We start from the raw sequence: 21,806 nt of genomic DNA on the forward strand, positions 1-21,806 counted from the left end.
CTGTCATGACACTCACCTCTCTGACGTACGAGGACACCCTGCGCGAACTCCCCACGGACGAGGGCGTGTTGCGCTACCACGAGGCCGGCGACGGGCCGCCGCTGCTCCTGCTGCACGGGTCGGGGCCCGGGGTGACCGGCTGGCGCAACTACCGGGGCAACCTGCCCGTGTTCGCGCAGCACTTCCGCACCCTGGCCCTGGAGTTCCCCGGCTTCGGTGTGAGCGACCCGACCGACGAGAACCCGATGGCGGCGGCCCCGAAGGCCGTACTGCGCTTCCTCGAAGGCCTCGGGCTCGACCGGGTGGACGTCGTCGGGAACTCCATGGGCGGATTCGTGGCCGTGGGGCTCGCGGTCGCCCACAAGGACCTGTTCCGCCGGGTCGTGACCATCGGCGGGGTGGGCCGCAACATCCTGTCCCCGGCGCCCAGCGAAGGGCTCAACCTGCTGGTGGAGTTCACCGAGAACCCCACCCGGGAGAACCTCGTGCAGTGGCTGAGGTCGATGGTCCACGACCCGGCCCTGCTCACCGACGAACTGATCGAGGAACGCTGGGTGAGCGCCACCGACCCGGCCACGCTGGAGGCGTCCCGCCGCATCTACGGCCGGCAGGCGATGGCCGCGATGATGGCCGCCCAGGCCCACTCCGACCAGCCCATCTGGGCCGCCCTCCACAAGATCACCGCGCCCACCCTGCTGACCTGGGGCCGCGACGACCGGGTCACCCCGCTGGACAACGCGCTGCTGCCGATGCGCACCATCCCCAAGGCGGAACTGCACGTCCTCCCGGACTGCGGGCACTGGGCGATGATCGAGCAGAAGGCGGCCTGGGAGAGCGCGGTCCTGGCCTTCCTGACCCGCCCCGAGACCACCTGAGGGACAATGCGGGGCGGCGACTCGACGACATGGGGGCGACGACGTGGCGAGACCCGCAGAGGTACGGCAGCCCGCCGCTCCGATGTCGAGCCGCCAGGCCGCCCGCCGGGTCCGTATCCTGCGCGCCGCCTCCGAACTCGGCGCGCGCGAGGGCCTCGCCCGGGTGCAGATGCACGACGTGGCCAAGGAGGCCGGCGTCGCGATCGGCACCCTGTACCGCTACTTCCCGTCCAAGCCCTACCTGTTCCTGTCCGTCCTCGAATGGCACATCGACCAGTTCCTCGGCGGCCGGGACAGCGGTCCGCCCGCCCACGACGGGAACGACCCGGCGACGGAGGTGGCCGAGACGCTCATCGCGCTGAGCGGAAAGCTGCTGGCCAGCCCGCTCCTCGCATCGGCGGTGGCGCTGTCGTCGTTCACCGAGTACGCGAACGCCGTCCCGAGCCGCTTCGACATCGTCGAGAGAGCTCTGGGACAGCGGCTCCTGCACCTCCTCGGCGCCCGCGGCGACCCGGAGACCGCGCGCAGCAGGGTGCGGCTGCTCGTCTACAGCTGGTGGGGCCTGTTCGTGGCCCTGCTGACCGAGGAGATCACCACCGAACAGGCGGAGGCGGACCTGCACCTGGCCGCACGGCTGATCGCCGCGCGCTGAACGGACGTACGGCTGTGCCCGGGACACGACAGGCGTCCCGGGCACAGCCGTGAGGTCAGTCCTTCGCGCCGGCGATGTCCAGTGCCGCCAGGTAGGAGAAGGCGACACTCGAACCGATCGGGGTACCCGCACCCGGGTACACACGTCCGGACATCGCGGCCATGGTGTTCCCGCTCGCGTAGAGCCCGTCGATCGCGCTCCCGTCCGGCCGCAGCACCCGTGCGTGTTCGTCGGTCTTCAGACCGCCCTTGGTACCGATGTCGGACGGAAGGATGGTCGCGACGTAGTAGGGCGGGGTGTCGAGCGGAGGCAGCAGCGGGTTCGGCCAGTCGGTCGTCGGCGGTGCCGGGAAGCTCAGCTCGGGATGGGCGGGGAAGCCCAGCACGTAGTTGGCGATCTGGTCCCAGGGCGTCTCGCCGCGATGGAACCTCTCGTCGACTCCGGTGGGCGCGTAGTTGTTGAACTCCTCGATGGTCTTGCGCAGGGTTTCGAGCGGTACGTCGATCAGCTCGGCCAGCTCCTCAAGGGTGTCGGCCTTCTTCAGCGAGCCCGACTCGAACCACTCGGGGCCCACCGGCTGGTCGGCCGGGCCGCCGAAGCCGTCCCGGTCGAGCTGCCGCTGGTCGAACACCCAGTGGGCAGGGATGTGCGAGACGCCCGTGGTCCTGTGCAGGCGGAGTATCTCCCGCCCGGCCTGGTCGTAGGGAAGGTTCTCGTTCATGAAGCGCTCGCCCGCGGCGTTGACCCAGATCCCGCCCCGGGTGCCCGTGTGGAAGAGCGGGAGACCGTCCGGCCAGACGAGCCCCGGCACGCACCATGCCTGGTCGAGCAGCTCGGTGGCGGCACCGACCGCCATCCCCGCCAGCAGGGCGTCGCCGGTGTTCTCCGGGGCACCGTTGGACCACTCGCCGGTGAGGGGCGGCTGGTGTTTCGCGCGCAGTTCGGGATCGCGTTCGAAACCGCCGGCGGCGAGGATCACGCCCCGCCCGGCGCGGATCCGGACGCGCTCGCCCTCGCTGACGGCATCCACGCCGACGACCCTGCCGTCCTCGACGACAAGGCTCTCCAGCGCGGTGTTGAGCCGGAGCGCGCCGTTCCCGGTCTCCAGGAACGCGGCCAGCGCCCTGCCGATCAGCGCGCGGCCACCGTTGAGCACCGGACCCTGGTCACGGCCCCACCGTTCCATCGGGAGGGGGTCGCGCACGAGCCGGGCGTGCTCGCCGAGTTCGGCGGCGGGAATCTCCGCCGGGAAGATGGTGTGTCCCGCGGGGGAGGCGCCGGGGGCCGCCGCGTAGTACTCCGGCACAGGGCCGTACACGAAGGACCCGAACCGCGGGTTCCGCTCCAGCTCGTCGATCACCTGTGCGCCGGCCCGCAGATAGGCGTCCTGGAGCCGCTCCCGGGAACTGTCGTCGACGACACCGCGCAGATACGTCCGCGCCTTCTCGACGTCGTTCTCGACACCGGCCCGCTCCAGCGGCGCGGAGCCCGGGAACCAGAGCCCGGCGCCGGAGTAGGCGGTGGTGCCGCCCACCCGGTCGGTCTTCTCGATGACGAGCGTGCGCAGGCCGCGCGAAGCCGCCACATACGCCCCGACCAGACCTCCGCCGGACCCTACGACGACCACGTCGTAGACATCTTCGTTGATGCTCACCATGGACCTCCTCATGCATGCCGACGCTCTTGGTGGGGGGATCGGGGGGACTGCGAGGGCCTCCCGCCCGCCGACGGTAACGAGCCGTCACGCCCCCGCTGTTCGGCCATCTCGCTCACCGAGACCCCCCGACCCACACCCCAGTCCCGCTGAGCGGAACACACACACCTGCGGCACACCGAGGCAGCTCAGGCTGGGTATCCGAACGGTTCTGACGCGCCCCTCTTGAGGGGCGCGGGGCTGTGTCGATCTGCGGCTCCGCCGCGGGGCGCGACAAGCCACAACGAACCCGCAGCCGAACAACCGCCCTCCTAGCGGAGCGCACCGCAAAAGTTGAGGATGCGAATGACAGACACCGGGAAACCGACGCCCGTCGCCGAGGCAGCCGCGAGACTGACCAACGCGGCCCACGCCGGAAAACCCTGTGCCCCCGTACGGGACCTGCTGGGCACCACCGACATAGCCCTCGCCTACGCCGTCCAGCAACACGTCATCGCCGACCGTCTCACCGCCGGCGCACGCGTCGTAGGCCGCAAGATCGGCCTCACCTCAGAGTCCGTCCAACGCCAAGTAGGCGTCGACCGCCCCGACTTCGGCGTCCTCCTCGACGACATGGACGTCTCCGCGCTGCCCGAAGTACCCAGCGGGCGCCTCCTCCAGCCCAGGGTCGAGGCGGAGATTGCGTTCGTGCTCGCCGCCGACCTGGACGACGACGACCTCGACATCGAGCGGGTCCGCGCGGCGGTCGGACACGCCGTGGCCGCGCTGGAGATCGTGGACAGCAGGGTCGCCGACTGGGACATCGCGATCACGGACACCGTCGCCGACAACGCCTCCAGCGGCCTGTTCGTCCTCGGCGACGAGCAGATCACCCTCAAGGAGTTCGAACCCCGGGACGTGACCATGCGGTTGTACGCCGACGGCGCGCTCGCGTCCGAGGGCACGGGCGCCGCCTGCCTGGGCGACCCCCTGGCGGCACTCCTCTGGCTCGCCCGCACCGCCCGGGAGTTCGGCGACCCGCTGCGCGCCGGCCAGGTCATCCTCTCGGGTGCCCTGGGCCCGCTCGTCCCCACCCCGCCAGGCACCACCGTACGGGCCGAGATGTCGGGCCTGGGAACGGTGACAGCGACCTTCTCCGGCAAGGAACGCAAGGAACGCCAGGAAGCCAAGGAGCACGGATGACCAAGACCAAGGTGGCCGTTATCGGCTCCGGCAACATCGGCACCGACCTGATGATCAAGGTGCTGCGCCTGTCCGACACGCTGGAGATGGCCGCGATGGTGGGCATCGACCCGGACTCGGACGGGCTGGCACGCGCCGCCCGCCTCAAGGTCCCGACCACGCACGAGGGCGTGGACGGACTGATCGCCCTGGACGGCTTCGACGAGATCGACATCGTCTTCGACGCGACGTCGGCGAAGGCCCACGTCGAGAACGCCAAGAAGCTGGCCCCGTACGGCAAACGCCTTGTCGACCTCACCCCGGCGGCGATCGGCCCGTACGTCGTACCGCCGGTGAACCTCGACGAGCACCTCGCGAACGCCGACAACGGCGACAACGGTGTCGACAACCTCAATATGGTCACCTGCGGCGGCCAGGCGACGATCCCGATCGTCCACGCGGTCAGCCGGATCACCCCCGTGCCCTACGCCGAGATCGTCGCCTCGATCGCGTCCAAGTCGGCCGGGCCCGGCACCCGGGCCAACATCGACGAGTTCACGGAGACGACCTCCGGGGCGATCGAGAAGGTGGGCGGCGCCCGGCGCGGCAAGGCGATCATCGTCCTGAACCCGGCCGAACCGCCGCTGATCATGCGGGACACGGTGTACTGCCTGATCGGCGACGCCGACCACGACGCGATCCGCGCCTCCGTGGAGGAGATGGTCGCGGCCGTCGCCGAGTACGTACCCGGCTACCGCCTGAAGCAGCAGGTCCAGTTCACGCCGGTCCCCGACGGCGACCCGGTGCACACTCTCTTCACCGGCGACCGCTCCGAGGCGACCACGAAGGTCTCGGTCTTCCTCGAAGTGGAGGGCGCCGCCCACTACTTGCCCGCCTACGCCGGCAATCTCGACATCATGACCTCGGCCGCCCTGCGCGTCGCCGAGCGCATGGCCCAGCGTTTCTCCACCAAGGCGACGGCCAAGGCGACCAGCGAGGTGACCAAGTGACCGCCAGTCCAAGGCTCTACGTCCAGGACGTCACCCTCCGGGACGGCATGCACGCCATTCGGCACCGGATCACCCCCGAGTTCGTGGCGAAGATCTCCAGGGCGCTCGACCAGGCGGGCGTGGACGCGATCGAGGTCGCCCACGGTGACGGTCTGGCCGGCGGCAGTCTCAACTACGGGCCGGGCAGCAACACCGACTGGGAGTGGATCGAGGCGGCGGCGGACGTCATCGAGCGCGCCACCCTCACCTCACTCCTCCTGCCCGGCATCGGCACGATCGTCGAACTCAAGCGGGCCTACGCCCTGGGCGTCCGCTCGGTCCGCATCGCCACCCACTGCACGGAGGCGGACGTCGCGGCCCAGCACATCACCACGGCCCGCGAACTCGGCATGGACGTCTCCGGGTTCCTGATGATGGCCCACATGGCGCCCCCGGAAGTCCTCGCCAAGCAGGCGAAGTTGATGGAGTCGTACGGCGCGCACTGCGTGTACGTCACCGACTCCGGCGGCCGGCTGACCATGGACGGGGTGCGCGACCGTATCCGCGCCTACCGGGACGTGCTCGACCCGGAGACCCAGATCGGCATCCACGCCCACGAGAATCTCTCCCTCTCGGTGGCGAACTCGGTGGTCGCGGTGGAGGAAGGGGTGACCCGGGTCGACGCGTCGCTCGCCGGACAGGGCGCCGGCGCGGGCAACTGCCCGATCGAGCCGTTCGTCGCAGTCGCCAACCTCCAGGGCTGGAAGCACGACTGCGACCTGTTCGCCCTCCAGGACGCAGCCGAGGACCTGGTCCGCCCGCTCCAGGACCGTCCTGTCCGGGTCGACCGCGAAACCCTCACCCTCGGCTACGCTGGCGCCTACTCCAGCTTCCTGCGCCACGCCGAGGCCGCGGCGGAGCAGTACGGCCTCGACGCCCGCACGATCCTCCAGGAGGTCGGCAGGCGCGGGCTGGTCGGAGGCCAGGAGGACATGATCGTGGACATCGCCCTGGACCTCACCGCCCAGGCCTGACGCGGACCCGGACCGGTACCCGGACGTACCGTTCCCCGGAAGATTCCTTCCGGGGAGCGGCACTTTTTTGCGTCCGCCATAGAATAGACCGACCACCCCAATTAATCGGTGCACGACCCTTTCTCTGCGGCCTGAGGCATTGGTACCTTGACGCCGAAGCCGAACTAGAATTGATTTCAGTTTGAGCAGAGAGGCACCGACGATGACGTCTGCCCTTCGCCTGGACTCGCGACCCTCCGAGGTCGTCGGGCAGGTACTGCCTCCGTCGATGATGGAGCGCGTAACGCTGATCATGGACCTCTTCGAACGTCCGCAGACCCACCTGACCCTGGAGACGGTCTCGCGCCGGACCCATCTCCCGCGCTCGACCACCCACCGCATACTCGACCAGCTGGTCCGCCTGGACTGGCTGCGTCACTCGGTGGCCGGCTACACGCTGGGACAGCGGGCGCTCGGCCTCGGCGGCCGGGAGATCGGCCACAGCGCGCTCCGCTCGGCCGCCGCGCCGCACCTCCTCGACCTGGCCGTCCGTACGCGCATGGTCGTTCACCTGGCGGTGCTCGACGGCCCGGAGATCTACTACCTGGACAAGATCGGCGGCCGGGCGGCGGTCGACATCCCCTCCAAGGTCGGCGGCCGGGCCATCGCCCACTGCACCGGCCTCGGCAAGGCCATGCTCGCCTGGCTGAGCCCGGAGGAGATCGACGCGCGCTACGCCCAGCTCATCGAGCGCCGCACCGAACACAGCATCGGCCACCTCGACCACCTGCACCGCGAACTCCGCACGGTCCGCCGCCGCAACGGCCTGGCGATCGACCGCGGCGAATGCTTCCCCGACCTGGGCTGCGTAGGCCTGGCCCTACGCGGCCCCGAGGGCCCGATAGGCGCGATCTCGGTGGTAGGAGACGGCAGCTCGTCCCTGGAGCTGGTGGCCCCGTTGGTGGTGAACACGGTAAAAGCAGTCTCGGAGGACCTTTTCGGCACGGGCTGAGGAGGACGCGCCCGACAGGGGCGCGGGGAACTGCGCGACAAGCCCCCACCGGGTCCGCGGCCAAGAAACCACCCAAGCCACGCAGCCCCCCACCCACCTACCAGGCAGTCCATCCCCCATCCACAGTCACAGTCGTCCCCGTAACAAACCGAGCCGCATCAGACGCAAGAAACACCGCCGCACCCCCGAGTTCCTCGACGGAGCCCACCCGCCCCAAAGGCGTCCCCCGGACAATCCGCTCACCCCACCGACTGTCCAACAGCCCGGAACTGAGATCCGTACGGAAATAACCGGGCGCCAGCGCATTCACCCGCACCCCCCGGTCCGCCCACTCCACCGCCAGCGACTTGGTGAGCGCCTCGACCCCACCCTTGCTGGCCGCATACGCCGCGATCCGCTCGAACCCGGTACTCGCGTGCACCGACGAGATATTGACGATCGACCCGGACCCCTGCTCCAGCATGACCCGCCCGGCCTCGCGGCAGCAGTAGAAGGTCCCCTGAAGATTGACGGCGAGAACACGCGACCAGTCCTCGTCGGTGACCCACTCGCTACGGCTGAAGTGCGGACTGACCCCGGCGCAGTTGATCACCACGTCCAGCCGCCCCGACCACTCGACGACACCCTCCACCATGCCCCGTACGGCGGCGGAGTCGGCGACCGAGCCGGGCAGCACCAGTGCCTTGCCGCCGTACTCGGCCAGTTCCGTGCCGAGGCTGTCGAGGTCCGCCGCCGTACGGGCGGTCACCGCGACGTTCGCCCCGGCCTGGGCGAGGGCGATCGCGATGGCCCGCCCGAGGCCCTTCCCGGCACCCGTCACCCAGGCGGTACGGCCGTCCAGCCGCAGGTCGGTGTTCACGTCGGCCATGGTCAGCTCTCCGCGGGGATGTCGCGCAGGGTCCGCTTGAGGACCTTGCCCGAGGGCGTACGGGGGAGTTCGTCGACGATGTCGAACCGGGCCGGCACCTTGAACTTGGCGAGACGCTCCTGACAGAACCCGCGCAGCTCCTCCGCGCCCGCTTCCACGCCGGGCCGGAACACCACGAAGGCACGCGGGACCTCGCCCCAGCGCGGATGGGTCAGCCCGACGACCGCCGCTTCGAGAACGGCGGGGTGCTCGTACAGCACGCGCTCGACCTCGGGGGTGGCGATGTTCTCGCCGCCGGAGACGATCATGTCCTTCTTGCGGTCGTCGATGTAGAGGAAGCCCTCCTTGTCGACGTGTCCGATGTCGCCGGTGTGGAACCAGCCGTCCCGCAGGGCCGCGGCCGTCGCCTTCTCGTCGCGCCAGTAGCCCGCGAAGACCTTCGGGCCGCGCAGCGTGATCTCGCCGAGTTCGCCCACCGGAGCCTCGGCGCCGGTGTCGTCGACGATCCGGATCCGGGTGTGCGGCACGGGCCGCCCGACCGAGCCCAGCTTGGAAAGGCAGTGCTCGCGGTCGAGGAAGGTGTCGCCCGAGACCGTCTCGGTCAGACCGTAGGCGTCGGCGAACCAGGCGTTCGGGAACGCGGTCATGATGCGCCGCAGCACCGGCTCCGGGGTCTTCTCGCCGCCGCCCACGATGAAGCGCATCGAGGTCGTGTCGTACGACTCCCGGTCCGGGACCTCCAGGACGGCGTTGACCATCACCGGCGCCAGCCACGCGTTGGTGACCCGGTGCTCCTGGATCGCCCGCAGCACGCCCGGCGCGTCGAACTTCCGCTGGAGGACCACACCGCCGCCCGCGTACAGCACCGCGAGGGCGGGCATGTCCAGGCCGCCGACGTGGTAGAGCGGCCCGGCCACGAGCGTGGTGTCCGCCGCGGTGAGGCCGAAGTGGACGATCTGGGACACGTTCTTCGCGTGCAGATTGCCGTACGTGATGCGCACGCCCTTGGGGCGTGAGGTGGTGCCCGAGGTGTACATCAGCCGCTGGAGATCCTCCGGGCCGACCTCCACGGGGTCGACGCGGGCACCCTCGTGCCGGGCGAGCAGCGCCTCGTAACCGGTCCACTCGTCGGACCCCGGCTCACCGTCCACCAGGATGCGGTGCTCCAGGTCGGACAGTTTCCCGGCGATGCGGTCGGCCGCCCGGACGAACTCCGGCTCGGTGATGATCGCCTTTGCCTGGGAGTGGCCGAGAATGTACGCCCATTCCTCCTCGGACAGCCGGTAGTTCAGCGGGAGAAAGACCGCCCCGATCCGGTTGGCCGCGTACACCAGTTCCAGGAACTCCGGCCGGTTGTAGAGGAGCAGCCCGACGACGTCGCCGCGCCGTACGCCCAGTTCCGTCAGGCCGGCGGCCAGCCGGTTGACCCGGTCGTGGAGTTCGCGCACCGTCAGGCGGCGGTCCTCCTGCGTGACGGCCACGGCTTCGGGCCGCTGGGTCAGGTGGTAATCGAGGATGCTCGCGAAATTGTGCACGGGTCTCTCTCGCTCTGTGTCTGCGCGGCGAATGCTTCTTGCCACCGCTCATACGGAAAGGCGGGTTCCGGCCGGTTGGTTGCCCGCTCCCATGATTTAGTGTACCTCTTGGTCTATAAAACTTGTCGCCGAACTGTACGACGACGTGAACGCATCGACAACCATCTGCGCGCCGATGAGTTCACGTCGTTTCCCTCGCTGAACTCGACGACCTCGATGACCTCGATGAGGAGGCTCTGGTGCCGCGCATCCGTCTCGACACGGACGGACCCGTTGTCACGGTCCGCCTCGACCACCCGCCGTTGAACGCCTTCGACACCCTCCAGCGCGACGAACTGGCCGCCCGCGTGCGCCAGCTGGCCGACTCTCCCCATGTACGGGCCGTCGTGCTCTACGGCGGCGAGCGGCTGTTCGCCGCCGGGGCGGACGTCAAGGCGCTCGCCGCGATGGACATCGACGAGGTGCGGGGCTGGAACCGGGCCCTGCAGCGCACTTTCGACGAGGTGGCCCAGCTGCCCATGCCGGTCGTCGCGGCGATCACCGGGTACGCGCTCGGCGGCGGCCTCGAACTGGCCCTCGCCGCCGACTACCGGGTCGCGGCCGACGACGCCCTCCTCGGCCAGCCGGAGGTGCAGCTCGGGATCATCCCCGGCTCGGGCGGCACCCAGCGCCTGACCCGCCTGATCGGCCCGTCCCGCGCCAAGAACCTCCTGATGACCGGCCGCCGGGTGGACGCGGCCGAGGCCCTGAGCCTGGGCCTCGTGGACGAGGTCGTCCCCGCCTCCGAGGTCCACACGGCCGCCTTCCACTACGCCCGCAAGCTCGCCCAGGGCCCGGCGGCAGCCCTGGAGGCCATCAAGGAGGCCGTGAACCACGGCACCGACACCTCCTTGTCGACCGGCCTGGCCCTCGAACGCTCCCTGTTCACCGGGGTCTTCGGCACAAGGGACGCAACCACGGGCATCGAGTCCTTCCTGACCAAGGGCCCGGGTAAAGCCCGCTTCGAGGACACCCCCTAAGGGGCGCGGGGAACTGCGCGACCAGCCCCCACCGGACCCGCAGGTACGCACAAAGCCGATCACCCACGAACCGACACGAACGGCACGAACCGAAAGGAGGGCGGACCATGCAGGCACTGCGCTGGCACGGCGCCCGAGACCTGCGCCTGGAGGAGGTCCCGGACCCGCCCGCCCCCGCCCCCCACGAGGCCACCGTGGAGGTCACCTGGTCCGGAATCTGCGGCACAGACCTGCACGAGTTCCTAGAAGGCCCCCACATGATCCGCGCCAGCCCCCACCCCCTCACCGGGAAAGCCCCACCCCTCGCCCTGGGTCACGAACTCAGCGGCACAGTCCTCGCGTTGGGCACCGAGATACCCGGCATCACCGTCGGCGACCGCGTCACCGCCGACCCCGTCTGGCACTGCGGCGTCTGCTTCTGGTGCGCGCGCGGCGAGTACCACATCTGCCCCAAGAGCGGCTCCGTCGGCCTCGCCTCACCCGGCGCCTTCGCCGACCGCGTCACCGTGCCGATAGCCGGCCTCACCCGCCTGCCCGACAACGTCAGCGACGAGATGGCGGCCGTGGCCGAACCCCTCGCGGTCGGCCTGCACGCCGTCACCCGCGCCGGAGTACGGCCGGGCGACAACGTCCTGGTCGTCGGCGGCGGCCCGATCGGCGTAGCCGTGGTCCTCGCGGCCCGCATCGCGGGCGCCGCCGGCCTCTACGTGAGCGAACCCCTCGCCGGGCGCCGCGAGTTGCTGCTCAAACTGGGCGTCACCGAGGCGTACGACCCGCGCGAGACGGACGTACGCCGTGAGGTGTTCGTGCGCACCGGGCGCATAGGCCCGGACGTGGTCATCGACGCGACCGGCGTACCCGCGCTCGCCGGGCAGGCCGTGAGCACGGTCCGGCGCGGCGGACGGGTCGTGCTCGCCGGTGTCGGGCACGGCAGCGTCGAGTTCGACATGGGGCAACTCGTCTTCTACGAGCGCTCGGTGGTCGGCACGCTCGGCTACAACTTCGACATCCCCCGCGTGATCGACCTGATGAGCGCCGGGCGCCTGGACGCCTCCGCTCTGGTCACCGGACGTTTCTCGCTCGCGGACGGGGCCGAGGTCTTCGCCGACCTGGCCGCCGACCGGGCCCGGCACCTCAAGGTGCTGCTCACTCCGAAGGGACTGTGACATGGATTTCGACCTGCCGGAGGAGACCCGTGATCTCCAGGACATGGTCCGCGAGTTCGCGGCGAAGGAGATCACGCCGAACGCCGCGGAGTGGTCCGAGACCGAGACCTTCCCGACCAAGATCTTCACCAAGCTCGGCGAACTCGGCCTGATGGGCATGCTCGTGCCCGAGGAGTACGGCGGCGCCGGCTCCGACACGGTCTCCTACGTCGCGGTCATGGAGGAACTCGGCGCCGCCGACCAGTCGGTCGCCTCGTCCTGGAACGCGCACTCGACCATCGCCACCCTGCCGCTGCTGACGTACGGCACCGAGGAGCAGAAGCAGCGCTGGCTCGCCCCACTGGCCCGGGGCGAGGCCATCGGGGCGTTCGGTCTGACCGAGCCCGGCGCCGGGTCCGACGCGGCCGGTATCACCACCACGGCCCGCCGGGCGGACGGCGGTTGGGTGATCAACGGCACCAAGATGTTCATCACCAACGCCGGCACCGACATCAGCCAGGGCGTCACCCTGCTGGCCACGACCGGGAAGAACGAGGACGGGCGGAAACGCTTCGCCACCTTCTACGTCCCGACCGGCACGCCCGGTTACAGCTGCGGCGCCAAGCTGAAGAAGCTCGGCTGGCACGCCATGGACACCCGGGAACTGGTCTTCGAGGACTGCTGGATCCCCGAGGACCATCTGATCGGCGAGGAGGGCAACGGGCTGCGCCAGTTCCTCTCCGTCCTCGACAAGGGCCGTATCAGCGTCGCCGCGCTGGGCCTGTCGCTGGCGAAGGCGGCGCTCACGCTCGCCGTCAAACACGCCACGGAACGCCACCAGTTCGGCCGCCCGCTGTCCGCCTTCCAGGCGGTCGCCCACAAGATCGCCGACATCGGTACGGAGTTCCAGGCCGCCCGCTGGATGGTCTACCGGGCCGCCTGGCTCGCCGACCAGGGACGCCCGTACGGCACGGAGGCCGCCATGGCCAAGCTGTACGCCTCGGAGGTCGCCAACCGCGCCGCCTCCCAGGCCGTGCAGATCCACGGCGGGTACGGCTATGTGCGCGAGTCGGAGATCTCACGGTTCTACGCCGACGCCAAGATCCTGGAGATCGGCGAGGGCACGAACGAGATCCAACGCGACGTCATCGCCCGGGCGTTGCTGAAGCAGGTGTGACACGAGCAGGCCGGTGCGACAAGCGAAAGGGCCCGCGGCGGATGCCGCGGGCCCAGGGCTCCCGGGACCGGGATCAGCTCGCCAGTGCGGCCTGCTGCCACGCGGACTCGGGGTCGAGCGGCAGCTCGGGCCGGTCGCGCTTGAAGGCCGCTGCCTCCTCCTCGACGTCCGGCAGGGCGGCGCCGGGCGCTCCGAACCCCCGCAACAGGGTGTCGCAGTACTCGCTGGACAGGTACGAGGCGTCCCATTGGCCGCCCGGCTTCACCCATTGGTAGGTGTGGTTGTGCAGATTCAGGAACTGCAGGGTGGCCAGGTGCGGTTCGACCGCGCGGAAGGTGCCCGCCTCCACGGCCTCCGTGAGCAGCCCCCGGACCAGTTGCTCGAACTCCGCGCGCTGGCCGAGGAGCGTGTCGAGGTAGTCGCCGGTGAGGCTGCGGTAGTCGTGCTCGTAGACCCAGATGTGGTCGAGCCTGCGGAAGATGATCGTCAGCAGCGACTCCGACAGCAGCCGCAGCCGTACCAGCGGATCCGCGTCGAGGCCGGCGATCTCCCGGGCCCGGGACAGCAGCGGGTCCATCACCCGCGACTGGATCTCGATCAGCAGGTTCTCCTTGGACCCGATGTAGTAGTACAGGGCGCCCTTGGCGAGCCCGACCGCTCGGCCCAGTTCGTTGATCGAGGTCGCCGCGTAGCCATGACGGGCGAACAGGGTGGCCGCGGTGTCGATGATCTTCTGACGTCGGACCTCGTAGTCCGGCCCGTGGCCCGGTGGTCGTGGCATGTGGTTCTCTCCCCGCCTGATGTGTCGACATTTCGACTGACCGATGAGACATGACCTCGGGCCCGCATCCGGACGGCCGAGTGGCACATCCGGGGGGAAGCGGGCCCGGGACCTCGTTCTATTGTGCTTGACCAGTTTGCTAGACCAGACGGTACATTAAAAGATGGACTCCGGCGGCGCGGCCTTGTACCGCCCGCGCGAGCAATGCGAGGACGCGCATGACGACCGAGGCACCCCACCAGACCAAGACCGGTTCCGCCGTTTCCGCACACGCGGAACAGCTTCTGGAAATGTACCGCCGGATGCGCCGTATCCGACGCTTCGAGGAGCGGGCCTCCGTGCTGTACAAGGCGACGGAGATCCCCGGATTCCTGCATCTGTCGATCGGCCAGGAGGCCAGTGCCGTCGGCGCCTGCTGGCCGCTCGGCCCCCGGGACGGAATCACCTCCACCCACCGCGGCCACGGCCACGTCCTGGCCAAGGGCCTGGACACGGCGTCCATGATGGCCGAGCTGATGGGCAAGGAGGCCGGGACGAACCACGGCCGCGGCGGCTCGATGCACATCGCCGACCCGCGCCTCGGCATCTACGGCGCCAACGGCATCGTCGCCGCCGGGCTGCCGATCGCCGCCGGGGTGGCGACCGCGGCCAAGCTGCGCGCCGCCGGTGACGTGGTGGTGGCGTTCTTCGGGGACGGCGCGGTCGCCCAGGGCATGTTCCACGAGGCCGTCAACCTGGCCGCCGTATGGGACCTGCCCGTCGTCTTCCTGTGCGAGAACAACCACTACTCCGAGTTCTCGCCCGCGTCCGAACAGCACCGCGCCACCCTCTCCGCCCGCGCCGCCGGATACGGCATCGACTACGCGCACGTCGACGGCAACGACGTCCTCGCGGTGGCGGGCCTGATGAACGACGTGGTGGAACGCCTGCGCGGCGGCGCCGGACCCGTCCTCGTCGAGGCCGAGACCTACCGCTGGCACGGCCACTACGAGGGCGACCCCGAGCGCTACCGCCCCGCCGAGGAGGTCGCCGCCGCCAAGGAGCGCGACCCGCTGCTGGTGGCCCGCAAGCACCTGGCTGCGGCCGGTGTCCCGGCCGTGCTGGCCGATGCCATCGACGAGGAGATCGACAAGGAGATCGAGGCGGCGGTCGAGTGGGCCCGGAGCCTGCCCGAGCCGGCCCCCGAGACCCTGCACGACTTCGTCTCGGCGCCCCGCTCCGAGATACCCGAGCCGGCCCCCGCCGCCGGCGAGGTCTTCCGCTCGATGGACGCCGTACGCCTCGCCCTGGAACACGAACTCACCGCCGACCCCGAGGTGTTCATCGCCGGTATCGACGTCGGCGCGGGCGGCAACGTCTTCGGCCTCACCCGTGGACTGGCGGACGCCTTCCCGGGCCGGGTCCGCGACACGCCGATCAGCGAGAGCGCCGTCCTCGGCGCGGCGGTCGGGGCGGCCATGGCCGGGATGAAGCCGGTGGTGGAGATCATGTACATGGACTTCATCGGCGTCGCCTTCGACATGCTGCTCAACCAGGCCGCCAAGCTGCGCTTCATGACCGGCGGCCGGGCCTCCATGCCGCTCGTCGTCCGCACCCAGTTCGGCGCGGGCCGCTCCTCGGGCAGCCAGCACTCACAGAGCCTGGAGGCCCTGCTGGCCCACATCCCGGGCCTGACCGTGGTGATGCCGTCCAACCCGGCCGACACGTACGGCCTTCTGCGTGCCGCCATCCTGGACCCGAACCCGGTGATCTTCGTGGAGAACCGGCTCCAGTACGGCCTCAAGGGCCCGCGTCCGCCGGCCGACCACCTGATCCCGCTGGGCAAGGCCAAGGTGGTCCGCGAGGGCACCGACATCACCCTGGTCTCCTGGTCGCGGATGGTCCAGGACTCCCTGGCCGCCGCCGAGTCGCTGGCCGCCGAGGGAATCAGCGTGGAGGTGATCGACCTGCGCACGATCGCCCCGCTGGACCGCGCGACCGTCCTCGCCTCCCTCGCCAAGACCAACCGCCTGGTCATCGCCCACGAGGCGGTACGGGACTTCGGCGTCGGCGCCGAACTGTCGGCCCTCGCCGTCGACGAGGGGTTCTGGCACCTGGACGCTCCGGTGACCCGGGTGGCCCCGCCGCATGTTCCGGCGCCGTACGCGCCCTCGCTGGAGCGGGTGTGGCTGCCGTCGGCGGACACGATCGCTCAGACACTGCGGCGGATCGCGGCGGTCTGACCGGGGAGACGGACAAGGGAGGGGCCCCAGGACCGCGGTCCTGGGGCCCCTCCCTCTGTCGGTGTCCGTGTCAGACGGTGGCCACCGGAGTCAGCGGGCTGCCCTGCGTCCCCGGGAGGTTCAGTGGGGGAGCGGTGAGCAGGAAGCGGCTGCGGTTGTGCTCGCGCAGCCAGGAGGCGAGCTTGTCGAGGTACCACAGCTCGCCGAGCGGAACGCCCAGCTTGAACAGGCAGAGGTGGTGGATCGGCAGCAGCGAGTGCGGGCCCGTCTCGTTGCCCACGCCCACCCCCTCGACCGCGTAGTTGTCCGCGACCAGGCCCGCGAGCTGCGAGTCGGTGATCCACTGGAGGATCTCCGGGTCGTGGGCGTCCAGGTAGGCGGCGGTCTGGTGGATGGCGACCGGGTCCGGGTTCTTCTCCCAGGCGAGGATCTGGGTGGCGAAGCCGGTGTGCAGCAGGACGATGTCGCCGGGCTCCACGACGACGTTGTCGGCGTCCATGATCTCGCGCAGCTGCCGGTAGTTGACCGCCTGATAGCCGGTCCCGAGGTGATGGGCGATGTCGATGAGAACACCGCGCCCCTGGACCCCGTGCTCCGCCATGTGCTCCAGACCGAGGTGACGCGCGAAGCCGAGACTGCCGCTGCCGTCGCCCTTGGCGTCCTCCTGCGGTCCGACGAGGTCGGTGCCCGCGCGGTAGCCGTTGTAGTACACCGCCTCGGCGACCCCGTCGGAGTCCGCGTCGAACTCGGCCCCCTGGTGGGCGAGAGCGTCCCACTGGGTCGAGTACTGGAGCCACAGGGTGACCACGTCGTCGGACCAGACGTCGATGAGGTCGGGGGAGAAGTGCTCGCTGGCCTTGATGTTGTAGAAGACGTCCTGGTTGTGCTGGAGGTCCTCGGTGGGGCGCAGGATCGGTGGGTAGCGGCGCTGGTTCATGGCTGAACCGCCCGGGTAGTCGAGCGGCAGACTGAGGCTGAAGGCGATGCCGTGCTCGACCTCGCGCACACCCTGGAGGACCTTCTCCTTGGTGAGCAGGTTGATCCGGCCCAGCTCGTCGTCCTCGCCCCAGTCGCCCCAGGTCGAGCCCGGCGGACGCTGCTTCCAACGCTTCGTCATGACTAACGCCTCCTCAGGCGACGGTCCCCGTTGACGGTCGGCGGCATGCTATTTGGATTATACCGGTCGGTCAACAACTAGAACTGCTTCGGTGCAGGCCTTTATATTGGCTTGCGTTCAGCAATAGACTCAGTGGTCGAAACATCGACTGTTGGGGAGATGATGAGCGAATCCACACAGGCGTGGGTGGCTGCCGGAGTACGTGCCGTGATCGGGACGCACACGCAGGCCCAGGACGCCGGCCGCACCGACGAGATCGTCGCGCTGTACACACCCGACGGAGTCCTCGAACTGCCGGGCACGGACCCCCTCCAGGGACACGACGCACTCCGCGCGGCCTTCAAGGGGTGGGCACCGGAACTGCCGCAACTGCACCTGGTCACCAACACGGTCGTCACCTCCTCCACCCCCGACGAGGCGACGGCCACGAGCGACGTGGTCTTCCTCCAGCGCGGCGAGGCGGGCTGGGCGGTCCAGGTGGTCGGCCACTACGAGGACGACCTGACCCGAACGGACGGCACCTGGCTGCTCCGCCGCAGGAAGACGACGTACCAGGTCTAGGAGAAGCGCCCCAAAGGGGCGCGGGGAACTGCGCGACCAGCCACAACGCACCCGCAGCTTGTCCACGACCTGTCCACCCCATGCACGAAGACCTTTAGACCTTGGAGAGAGATGCCCACCACTTCCCCCGACACCGAGGCGTCGGTCGCAGCCGGCGTACAGGCAGCCATCGCCGCCTACGCCCAGGCCCTGGACACCGGCCGCAACGACGACGTGGCCGACCTCTTCCTCCCCGACGGCATCGCCGAGATCGCCGGCATCGCCACCTTCGAGGGCCGCGACGCGATCCGCGAGGGCTACGCGGCCTTCGCGCCCACCCAGCCGCAGCTGCACCTCGTGGCCAACACGGTGGTCACCTCGTACACCGAGGAGGAAGCCACCGCGGTCAGCAACCTCGCGTTCTTCCAGCGCGGCGAGGCGGGCTGGGCCGTACAGATGGTCGGCCGCTACGACGACACGCTCCGCCACCACGACGGCGCGTGGAAGTTCCAGCGGAGGGTCACGACCTTCCTGCCGTAACGCGCGCGCGTCACGGAATGCCGACGCTCGTGCCACCCGAACCGCCGGGTGGCACGAGCGTCGGCTTTCCGCCTGGTCAGGCCTTGGGCTCCGGCTCCGTCGCCTTGGAGAAGGCGAACGCCGGGAAGTCGTTCGCGACCGCCTCGCGGATCAGCTCCTGGAGGTTCCAGCGGCCGGTCGGGTTCAGCAGCTGCTTGATCGGCTTGCCGGGGATGTTGCCCCCGGAGAAGTAGCTGCTCTCCAGGAAGGAGGACATCGTGCTGGAGTTCACACTGTCCGTCCACTCCTCCTCGGCGGCCTCGGTCACCTCGATGACGTCGTGACCGTGCTCGCGCGCGTGGACGATCGCGTCGGTGACGAACTCCACCTGGTCACCGGCGTACCGCGGGTTGTTGCCCGTGGCGCCGTGCGGCCCACCGGGGAAGAAGAAGTTCGGGAACCCGGCCGTCGCGACCCCGAGGTAGGTGAGCGGGCCGTCCGACCAGTACTCCTTCAGCGGGAGGCCCTGACGGCCCTGCACGCCCAGCCGGTTGAGGGCGCCGGTGCCGAAGTCGTAGCCGGTCGCCCAGATGATGATGTCGAACTCCTCGACACCCGCGGTGGTCTCGATGCCGTCCTCGGTGATGCGGGTGATCGGCGTCTCGTTGATGTCGACGAGCGAGACGTTGGGCTTGTTGTACGTCTCGTAGTAGCCGGTCCCGAAGGGGGGCCGCCGGCCGCCGTAGCCATGGGCCTTGGGGATCAACTTCTCGGCCGTCGCCGGGTCCTTGACGATGCTGCGGATCTTGTCGGCCATGAACGCGCACCACTCCGCGTTCACGGTCTCGTTCGAGAGCATGTCGTAGTAGTGCTCGGTCAGCTTGGTGAAGCCGGGGCCGTTCCACCGCTCCTCGTAGAACGCCTGGCGGTCCTCCGGGCTGTCTTCGAGGCCGGACCGCATGACGATCTGGTGCAGGAACCCGCTCGGCGAGGTGTTCAGCGTCTCGCGGATGGACTCGAAGTCGGCCTTCAGCGCGGCCTGTTCCTCGGGCGTGATCGGCCCGTTGTTGAGCGGCGTGAGCCAGTCGGCGTCCTTCTGGAAGACCGTGAGCTGGGCCACGTCGTCCGCGATCGCGGAGATGATCTGCACACCGCTGGAACCGGTGCCGATCTGGGCCACCCGCTTGCCGGTGAAGTCGATGGGGGTCTTCGGCCAGCGGCTGGTGTGGTGCTGCGCGCCGCGGAAGTCCTCGCGTCCCGGGATGCCCGGGATGAACGGCACCGAGAGGTTGCCGGTCGCCGCGACCACGAAGCGGGCCCGCACCTCGGTGCCGTCACTGCCCCGCACGCTCCAGGTCCCGGACGCCTCGTCGAAGACGGCCGCGGTCACCTTGACGCCGAAGGCGATGTCGCGCCGCAGGTCGAACCGGTCGACGACATGGTTGAAGTACCGCTCGATCTCGGGCTGGCCCGCGAACTTCTCCGACCACTCCCACTCCTCCCACAGTTCCTTGGAGAAGAGGTAGCCGTAGGTGTAGCTCTCGGAGTCGAAGCGCGCCTCGGGATAGCGGTTCCAGTACCAGGTGCCGCCGACTCCGGTGCCCGCCTCCAGCAGCTTCACCGACAACCCGGCCTCCCGGGCCAGGTACAGCTGGTAGATGCCGGTGACACCGGCGCCGATGACCAGTACGTCGACAGCGCTGTCCGCGCCGCCCGCTCCGACCTGGTCCGGGCCCGGCTTCGTCGTGTCGCTCATGTGCTCTCCCGCGTGAGCCTGATTCATTTTGTCGACCGGTCGGTCGAATACTCAGTGAGAAGTGAGAGTAGATGAGGCGGCGGGTCCGGGCAATGGATGTGAATCTCGCCCGGGTCATTGATTGTACCGACCGTCTGATCTAACTTTCGCTCAAGGACGTGAAACCGCGCAACGGGAGTACAGGCATGAGCGACAATGATGTCGAAGAGACCGCCGATCTGCGGGCCGCGGGCTGGAAGGCCATGCGCGCCGCACTGCCGGGTGTGTTCCCCGAGGGCGACATCGATCTGAAGGACGGCCGCCTCGGCGAGGACCTCGTCGACATCGGCCTCCTCAGTGTGTGGGGCGGACTGTGGGGCCGCGACGGGCTGGCTCCGCGCGACCGCAGTCTGGTGACGCTGGGCATCCTCATCGCCCTCGGTGCCGAGACCGAACTGAAGACCCATGTCCGTATCGCCCGGACGAACGGCCTGACCGAGGACGAGATCGCCGAGGTCATCTACCACTCCAGCGGCTACACCGGCTTCCCCCGGGCCGTGGCCGCCCGCACGGCGGCCCGCGAGGCCCTGGAGGGCTGACCGAAAGCCCCCTGCATCCCCTGTATCGCCGCCGACCGGGCGTGAGCCGTCGGCATCCACCCCACATCACACGAGGAGTACCCATGTCACTGCAGGGAAAGGTCGCGGTCGTCACCGGCGGCGCCCGGGGGATCGGCCGCGGTATCGCGACCGTGCTCGCGGCCAAGGGGGCCGCGGTCGCCGTCTGGGACCTGAACGTCGAGGGCGCCGAGGAAACGGTCGCGCTGATCGTCAAGGAGGGCGGTACGGCTATCGCGGTGGGCGGTGACGCGGCCGACGCCGAGGCGGTCGCGGCCTCGGCCGCCCGTACCCGTGCGGAACTCGGGCCGGTCGCGATCCTGGTCAACAACGCCGGGACGACCGCCTACGAGCCCTTCACGAGCATCAGCGAGGCGTCCTGGGACCGCATGATCGGGATCAACCTGAAGGGCCCGTTCCTGGTCACCAAGGAACTGGTGCCGGACATGGTCGAGGCGGGCTGGGGCCGGATCGTCAACATCTCGTCCTCCTCCGCGCAGACCGGCGCGCCCTCCATGGCGCACTACGCGGCCTCCAAGGGCGGTGTCATCGGCCTCACCAGGGCGCTGGCCGTCGAGTACATCGAGAAGGGGATCACGGTCAACCACGTCCCGCCCGGGTTCATCGACACCCCGCTGGTGCGCCAGGGCCCGGTCGACGTCGACGCGGTCGCCTCCATGATGCCGATGAAGCGCGCCGGCACCCCGGAGGACATCGCCTACGCGGTGGCCTACCTGGCCTCCGAAGAGGCGAGCTACGTGACTGGTCAGACGCTCAGCGCGAACGGTGGCCGCTATCTGGCGTGAGCGGTTGCCGCCGAGGCGCCGCCGCCGGATCTCTTGTTCCCGTGTTTTATGTACCGACCGGCAGGTATAATTTTCGGCGAGGCATTGGGCCCCGGCTGCAATGGAGCACGTATGAGCATCGACGACGACGTCAGAAACGGCACCCGTGGGGTGACCGCATGACGGCCCGCGTCCTGGTGGTGGGCGCCTCCGCGTCCGGTTTGTCGACGGTGGAGGCGTTGCGGCGTAAGGGTTTCGTGGGTGGGATCACGGTGCTGGGTGATGAGCCGCATGTTCCGTACGATCGTCCGCCGTTGTCCAAGCAGGTGTTGTCGGGTGCCTGGGAGCCGGGGCGGGCGGCGTTGCGCAGTCAGGAGCAACTGGCTTCGC

Annotated in this window: 21 protein-coding genes; 15 read left to right on the forward strand and 6 right to left on the reverse strand. The window is 69.6% G+C overall.

Features of this window, described 5'->3' with window-relative positions; genetic code table 11:
* Positions 1 to 5: 5 nt before the first annotated feature.
* Complete coding sequence (locus ACWDR4_RS29230; RefSeq protein WP_450413085.1) at positions 6 to 875, forward strand: alpha/beta fold hydrolase; 870 nt, start codon at positions 6 to 8, stop codon at positions 873 to 875.
* 43 nt (positions 876 to 918) lie between these two features.
* Positions 919 to 1,527, forward strand: coding sequence for a TetR/AcrR family transcriptional regulator (locus tag ACWDR4_RS29235; protein ID WP_450413086.1), 609 nt, complete (start codon positions 919 to 921; stop codon positions 1,525 to 1,527).
* A 55-nt stretch (positions 1,528 to 1,582) separates the two neighbouring features.
* Here ACWDR4_RS29235 and ACWDR4_RS29240 read toward each other — a convergent pair whose 3' ends face one another.
* Positions 1,583 to 3,184, reverse strand: coding sequence for an FAD-dependent oxidoreductase (locus ACWDR4_RS29240; RefSeq protein ID WP_450413087.1), 1,602 nt, complete (start codon positions 3,182 to 3,184; stop codon positions 1,583 to 1,585).
* A gap of 342 nt (positions 3,185 to 3,526) precedes the next feature.
* Between ACWDR4_RS29240 and ACWDR4_RS29245 the strand changes: the two genes are divergently transcribed.
* From ACWDR4_RS29245 to ACWDR4_RS29260, 4 genes are all read left to right on the forward strand, one after another.
* Positions 3,527 to 4,363, forward strand: a complete 837-nt coding sequence (locus tag ACWDR4_RS29245; protein ID WP_450413088.1) for a 2-keto-4-pentenoate hydratase — start codon at positions 3,527 to 3,529, stop codon at positions 4,361 to 4,363.
* Positions 4,360 to 5,352, forward strand: coding sequence for an acetaldehyde dehydrogenase (acetylating) (locus tag ACWDR4_RS29250; RefSeq protein ID WP_450413089.1), 993 nt, complete (start codon positions 4,360 to 4,362; stop codon positions 5,350 to 5,352). The genes ACWDR4_RS29245 and ACWDR4_RS29250 overlap by 4 nt, the downstream gene beginning before the upstream one ends.
* Positions 5,349 to 6,365, forward strand: coding sequence for a 4-hydroxy-2-oxovalerate aldolase (gene dmpG / locus ACWDR4_RS29255; RefSeq protein ID WP_450413090.1), 1,017 nt, complete (start codon positions 5,349 to 5,351; stop codon positions 6,363 to 6,365). Before ACWDR4_RS29250 ends, dmpG begins: the two co-directional genes overlap by 4 nt.
* A gap of 268 nt (positions 6,366 to 6,633) precedes the next feature.
* Positions 6,634 to 7,356, forward strand: coding sequence for an IclR family transcriptional regulator (locus ACWDR4_RS29260; protein WP_450413110.1), 723 nt, complete (start codon positions 6,634 to 6,636; stop codon positions 7,354 to 7,356).
* Positions 7,357 to 7,453: 97 nt separating this feature from the next.
* On the opposite strand, the gene ACWDR4_RS29265 is transcribed toward ACWDR4_RS29260, so the two are convergent.
* Entirely contained in the window at positions 7,454 to 8,224 is a 771-nt protein-coding gene (locus ACWDR4_RS29265; RefSeq protein ID WP_450413091.1) for an SDR family NAD(P)-dependent oxidoreductase, read from the reverse strand.
* A gap of 2 nt (positions 8,225 to 8,226) precedes the next feature.
* Complete coding sequence (locus tag ACWDR4_RS29270; RefSeq protein ID WP_450413092.1) at positions 8,227 to 9,759, reverse strand: acyl-CoA synthetase; 1,533 nt, start codon at positions 9,757 to 9,759, stop codon at positions 8,227 to 8,229.
* Positions 9,760 to 9,998: 239 nt separating this feature from the next.
* Between ACWDR4_RS29270 and ACWDR4_RS29275 the strand changes: the two genes are divergently transcribed.
* From ACWDR4_RS29275 to ACWDR4_RS29285, 3 genes are all read left to right on the forward strand, one after another.
* On the forward strand, positions 9,999 to 10,778 hold the full coding sequence (locus ACWDR4_RS29275; protein WP_450413093.1) for an enoyl-CoA hydratase/isomerase family protein: 780 nt from the start codon (positions 9,999 to 10,001) through the stop codon (positions 10,776 to 10,778).
* A gap of 107 nt (positions 10,779 to 10,885) precedes the next feature.
* Positions 10,886 to 11,944, forward strand: a complete 1,059-nt coding sequence (locus tag ACWDR4_RS29280; protein WP_450413094.1) for a zinc-binding dehydrogenase — start codon at positions 10,886 to 10,888, stop codon at positions 11,942 to 11,944.
* Position 11,945: 1 nt separating this feature from the next.
* Positions 11,946 to 13,100, forward strand: coding sequence for an acyl-CoA dehydrogenase family protein (locus ACWDR4_RS29285; protein ID WP_450413095.1), 1,155 nt, complete (start codon positions 11,946 to 11,948; stop codon positions 13,098 to 13,100).
* A 73-nt stretch (positions 13,101 to 13,173) separates the two neighbouring features.
* Here the strand turns inward: ACWDR4_RS29285 and ACWDR4_RS29290 are convergent, their stop codons facing one another.
* Entirely contained in the window at positions 13,174 to 13,881 is a 708-nt protein-coding gene (locus ACWDR4_RS29290) for a TetR family transcriptional regulator (protein ID WP_450413096.1), read from the reverse strand.
* Positions 13,882 to 14,099: 218 nt separating this feature from the next.
* Here ACWDR4_RS29290 and ACWDR4_RS29295 point away from each other — a divergent pair, with 218 nt between their 5' ends.
* Entirely contained in the window at positions 14,100 to 16,103 is a 2,004-nt protein-coding gene (locus ACWDR4_RS29295; RefSeq protein ID WP_450413097.1) for an alpha-ketoacid dehydrogenase subunit alpha/beta, read from the forward strand.
* Between the two features lie 70 nt (positions 16,104 to 16,173).
* Here ACWDR4_RS29295 and ACWDR4_RS29300 read toward each other — a convergent pair whose 3' ends face one another.
* On the reverse strand, positions 16,174 to 17,220 hold the full coding sequence (locus tag ACWDR4_RS29300; RefSeq protein ID WP_450413098.1) for a cyclase family protein: 1,047 nt from the start codon (positions 17,218 to 17,220) through the stop codon (positions 16,174 to 16,176).
* A 162-nt stretch (positions 17,221 to 17,382) separates the two neighbouring features.
* Between ACWDR4_RS29300 and ACWDR4_RS29305 the strand changes: the two genes are divergently transcribed.
* A complete protein-coding gene (locus ACWDR4_RS29305) occupies positions 17,383 to 17,781 on the forward strand; it encodes a nuclear transport factor 2 family protein (protein ID WP_450413099.1) in 399 nt (132 codons plus the stop codon).
* A 111-nt stretch (positions 17,782 to 17,892) separates the two neighbouring features.
* Positions 17,893 to 18,300 (forward strand): nuclear transport factor 2 family protein, encoded by a 408-nt coding sequence (locus tag ACWDR4_RS29310; RefSeq protein WP_450413100.1) that lies wholly within the window; start codon positions 17,893 to 17,895, stop codon positions 18,298 to 18,300.
* Positions 18,301 to 18,376: 76 nt separating this feature from the next.
* Here ACWDR4_RS29310 and ACWDR4_RS29315 read toward each other — a convergent pair whose 3' ends face one another.
* Complete coding sequence (locus ACWDR4_RS29315) at positions 18,377 to 20,035, reverse strand: flavin-containing monooxygenase (protein ID WP_450413101.1); 1,659 nt, start codon at positions 20,033 to 20,035, stop codon at positions 18,377 to 18,379.
* A gap of 185 nt (positions 20,036 to 20,220) precedes the next feature.
* Between ACWDR4_RS29315 and ACWDR4_RS29320 the strand changes: the two genes are divergently transcribed.
* The 3 genes from ACWDR4_RS29320 to ACWDR4_RS29330 form a co-directional block, all read left to right on the forward strand.
* Positions 20,221 to 20,613 (forward strand): carboxymuconolactone decarboxylase family protein, encoded by a 393-nt coding sequence (locus tag ACWDR4_RS29320; RefSeq protein WP_450413102.1) that lies wholly within the window; start codon positions 20,221 to 20,223, stop codon positions 20,611 to 20,613.
* Between the two features lie 83 nt (positions 20,614 to 20,696).
* Positions 20,697 to 21,437, forward strand: a complete 741-nt coding sequence (locus ACWDR4_RS29325) for an SDR family NAD(P)-dependent oxidoreductase (protein WP_450413103.1) — start codon at positions 20,697 to 20,699, stop codon at positions 21,435 to 21,437.
* A 158-nt stretch (positions 21,438 to 21,595) separates the two neighbouring features.
* Positions 21,596 to 21,806 (forward strand): FAD-dependent oxidoreductase (locus ACWDR4_RS29330; RefSeq protein WP_450413104.1); only part of this gene is annotated, 211 nt, incomplete at its 3' end.

The sequence above is a fragment of the Streptomyces sp. NPDC000878 genome (assembly GCF_053599695.1).

Coding starts and splice junctions, on each gene's coding strand:
- ACWDR4_RS29230 (WP_450413085.1), top strand. CDS start 6: ATGACACTCACCTCTCTGACGTACGAGGACACCCTGCGCGAACTCCCC.
- ACWDR4_RS29240 (WP_450413087.1), bottom strand. CDS start 3,184: ATGGTGAGCATCAACGAAGATGTCTACGACGTGGTCGTCGTAGGGTCC.
- ACWDR4_RS29245 (WP_450413088.1), top strand. CDS start 3,527: ATGACAGACACCGGGAAACCGACGCCCGTCGCCGAGGCAGCCGCGAGA.
- ACWDR4_RS29250 (WP_450413089.1), top strand. CDS start 4,360: ATGACCAAGACCAAGGTGGCCGTTATCGGCTCCGGCAACATCGGCACC.
- ACWDR4_RS29260 (WP_450413110.1), top strand. CDS start 6,634: ATGATGGAGCGCGTAACGCTGATCATGGACCTCTTCGAACGTCCGCAG.
- ACWDR4_RS29265 (WP_450413091.1), bottom strand. CDS start 8,224: ATGGCCGACGTGAACACCGACCTGCGGCTGGACGGCCGTACCGCCTGG.
- ACWDR4_RS29280 (WP_450413094.1), top strand. CDS start 10,886: ATGCAGGCACTGCGCTGGCACGGCGCCCGAGACCTGCGCCTGGAGGAG.
- ACWDR4_RS29285 (WP_450413095.1), top strand. CDS start 11,946: ATGGATTTCGACCTGCCGGAGGAGACCCGTGATCTCCAGGACATGGTC.
- ACWDR4_RS29290 (WP_450413096.1), bottom strand. CDS start 13,881: ATGCCACGACCACCGGGCCACGGGCCGGACTACGAGGTCCGACGTCAG.
- ACWDR4_RS29295 (WP_450413097.1), top strand. CDS start 14,100: ATGACGACCGAGGCACCCCACCAGACCAAGACCGGTTCCGCCGTTTCC.
- ACWDR4_RS29300 (WP_450413098.1), bottom strand. CDS start 17,220: ATGACGAAGCGTTGGAAGCAGCGTCCGCCGGGCTCGACCTGGGGCGAC.
- ACWDR4_RS29305 (WP_450413099.1), top strand. CDS start 17,383: ATGAGCGAATCCACACAGGCGTGGGTGGCTGCCGGAGTACGTGCCGTG.
- ACWDR4_RS29310 (WP_450413100.1), top strand. CDS start 17,893: ATGCCCACCACTTCCCCCGACACCGAGGCGTCGGTCGCAGCCGGCGTA.
- ACWDR4_RS29315 (WP_450413101.1), bottom strand. CDS start 20,035: ATGAGCGACACGACGAAGCCGGGCCCGGACCAGGTCGGAGCGGGCGGC.
- ACWDR4_RS29320 (WP_450413102.1), top strand. CDS start 20,221: ATGAGCGACAATGATGTCGAAGAGACCGCCGATCTGCGGGCCGCGGGC.
- ACWDR4_RS29325 (WP_450413103.1), top strand. CDS start 20,697: ATGTCACTGCAGGGAAAGGTCGCGGTCGTCACCGGCGGCGCCCGGGGG.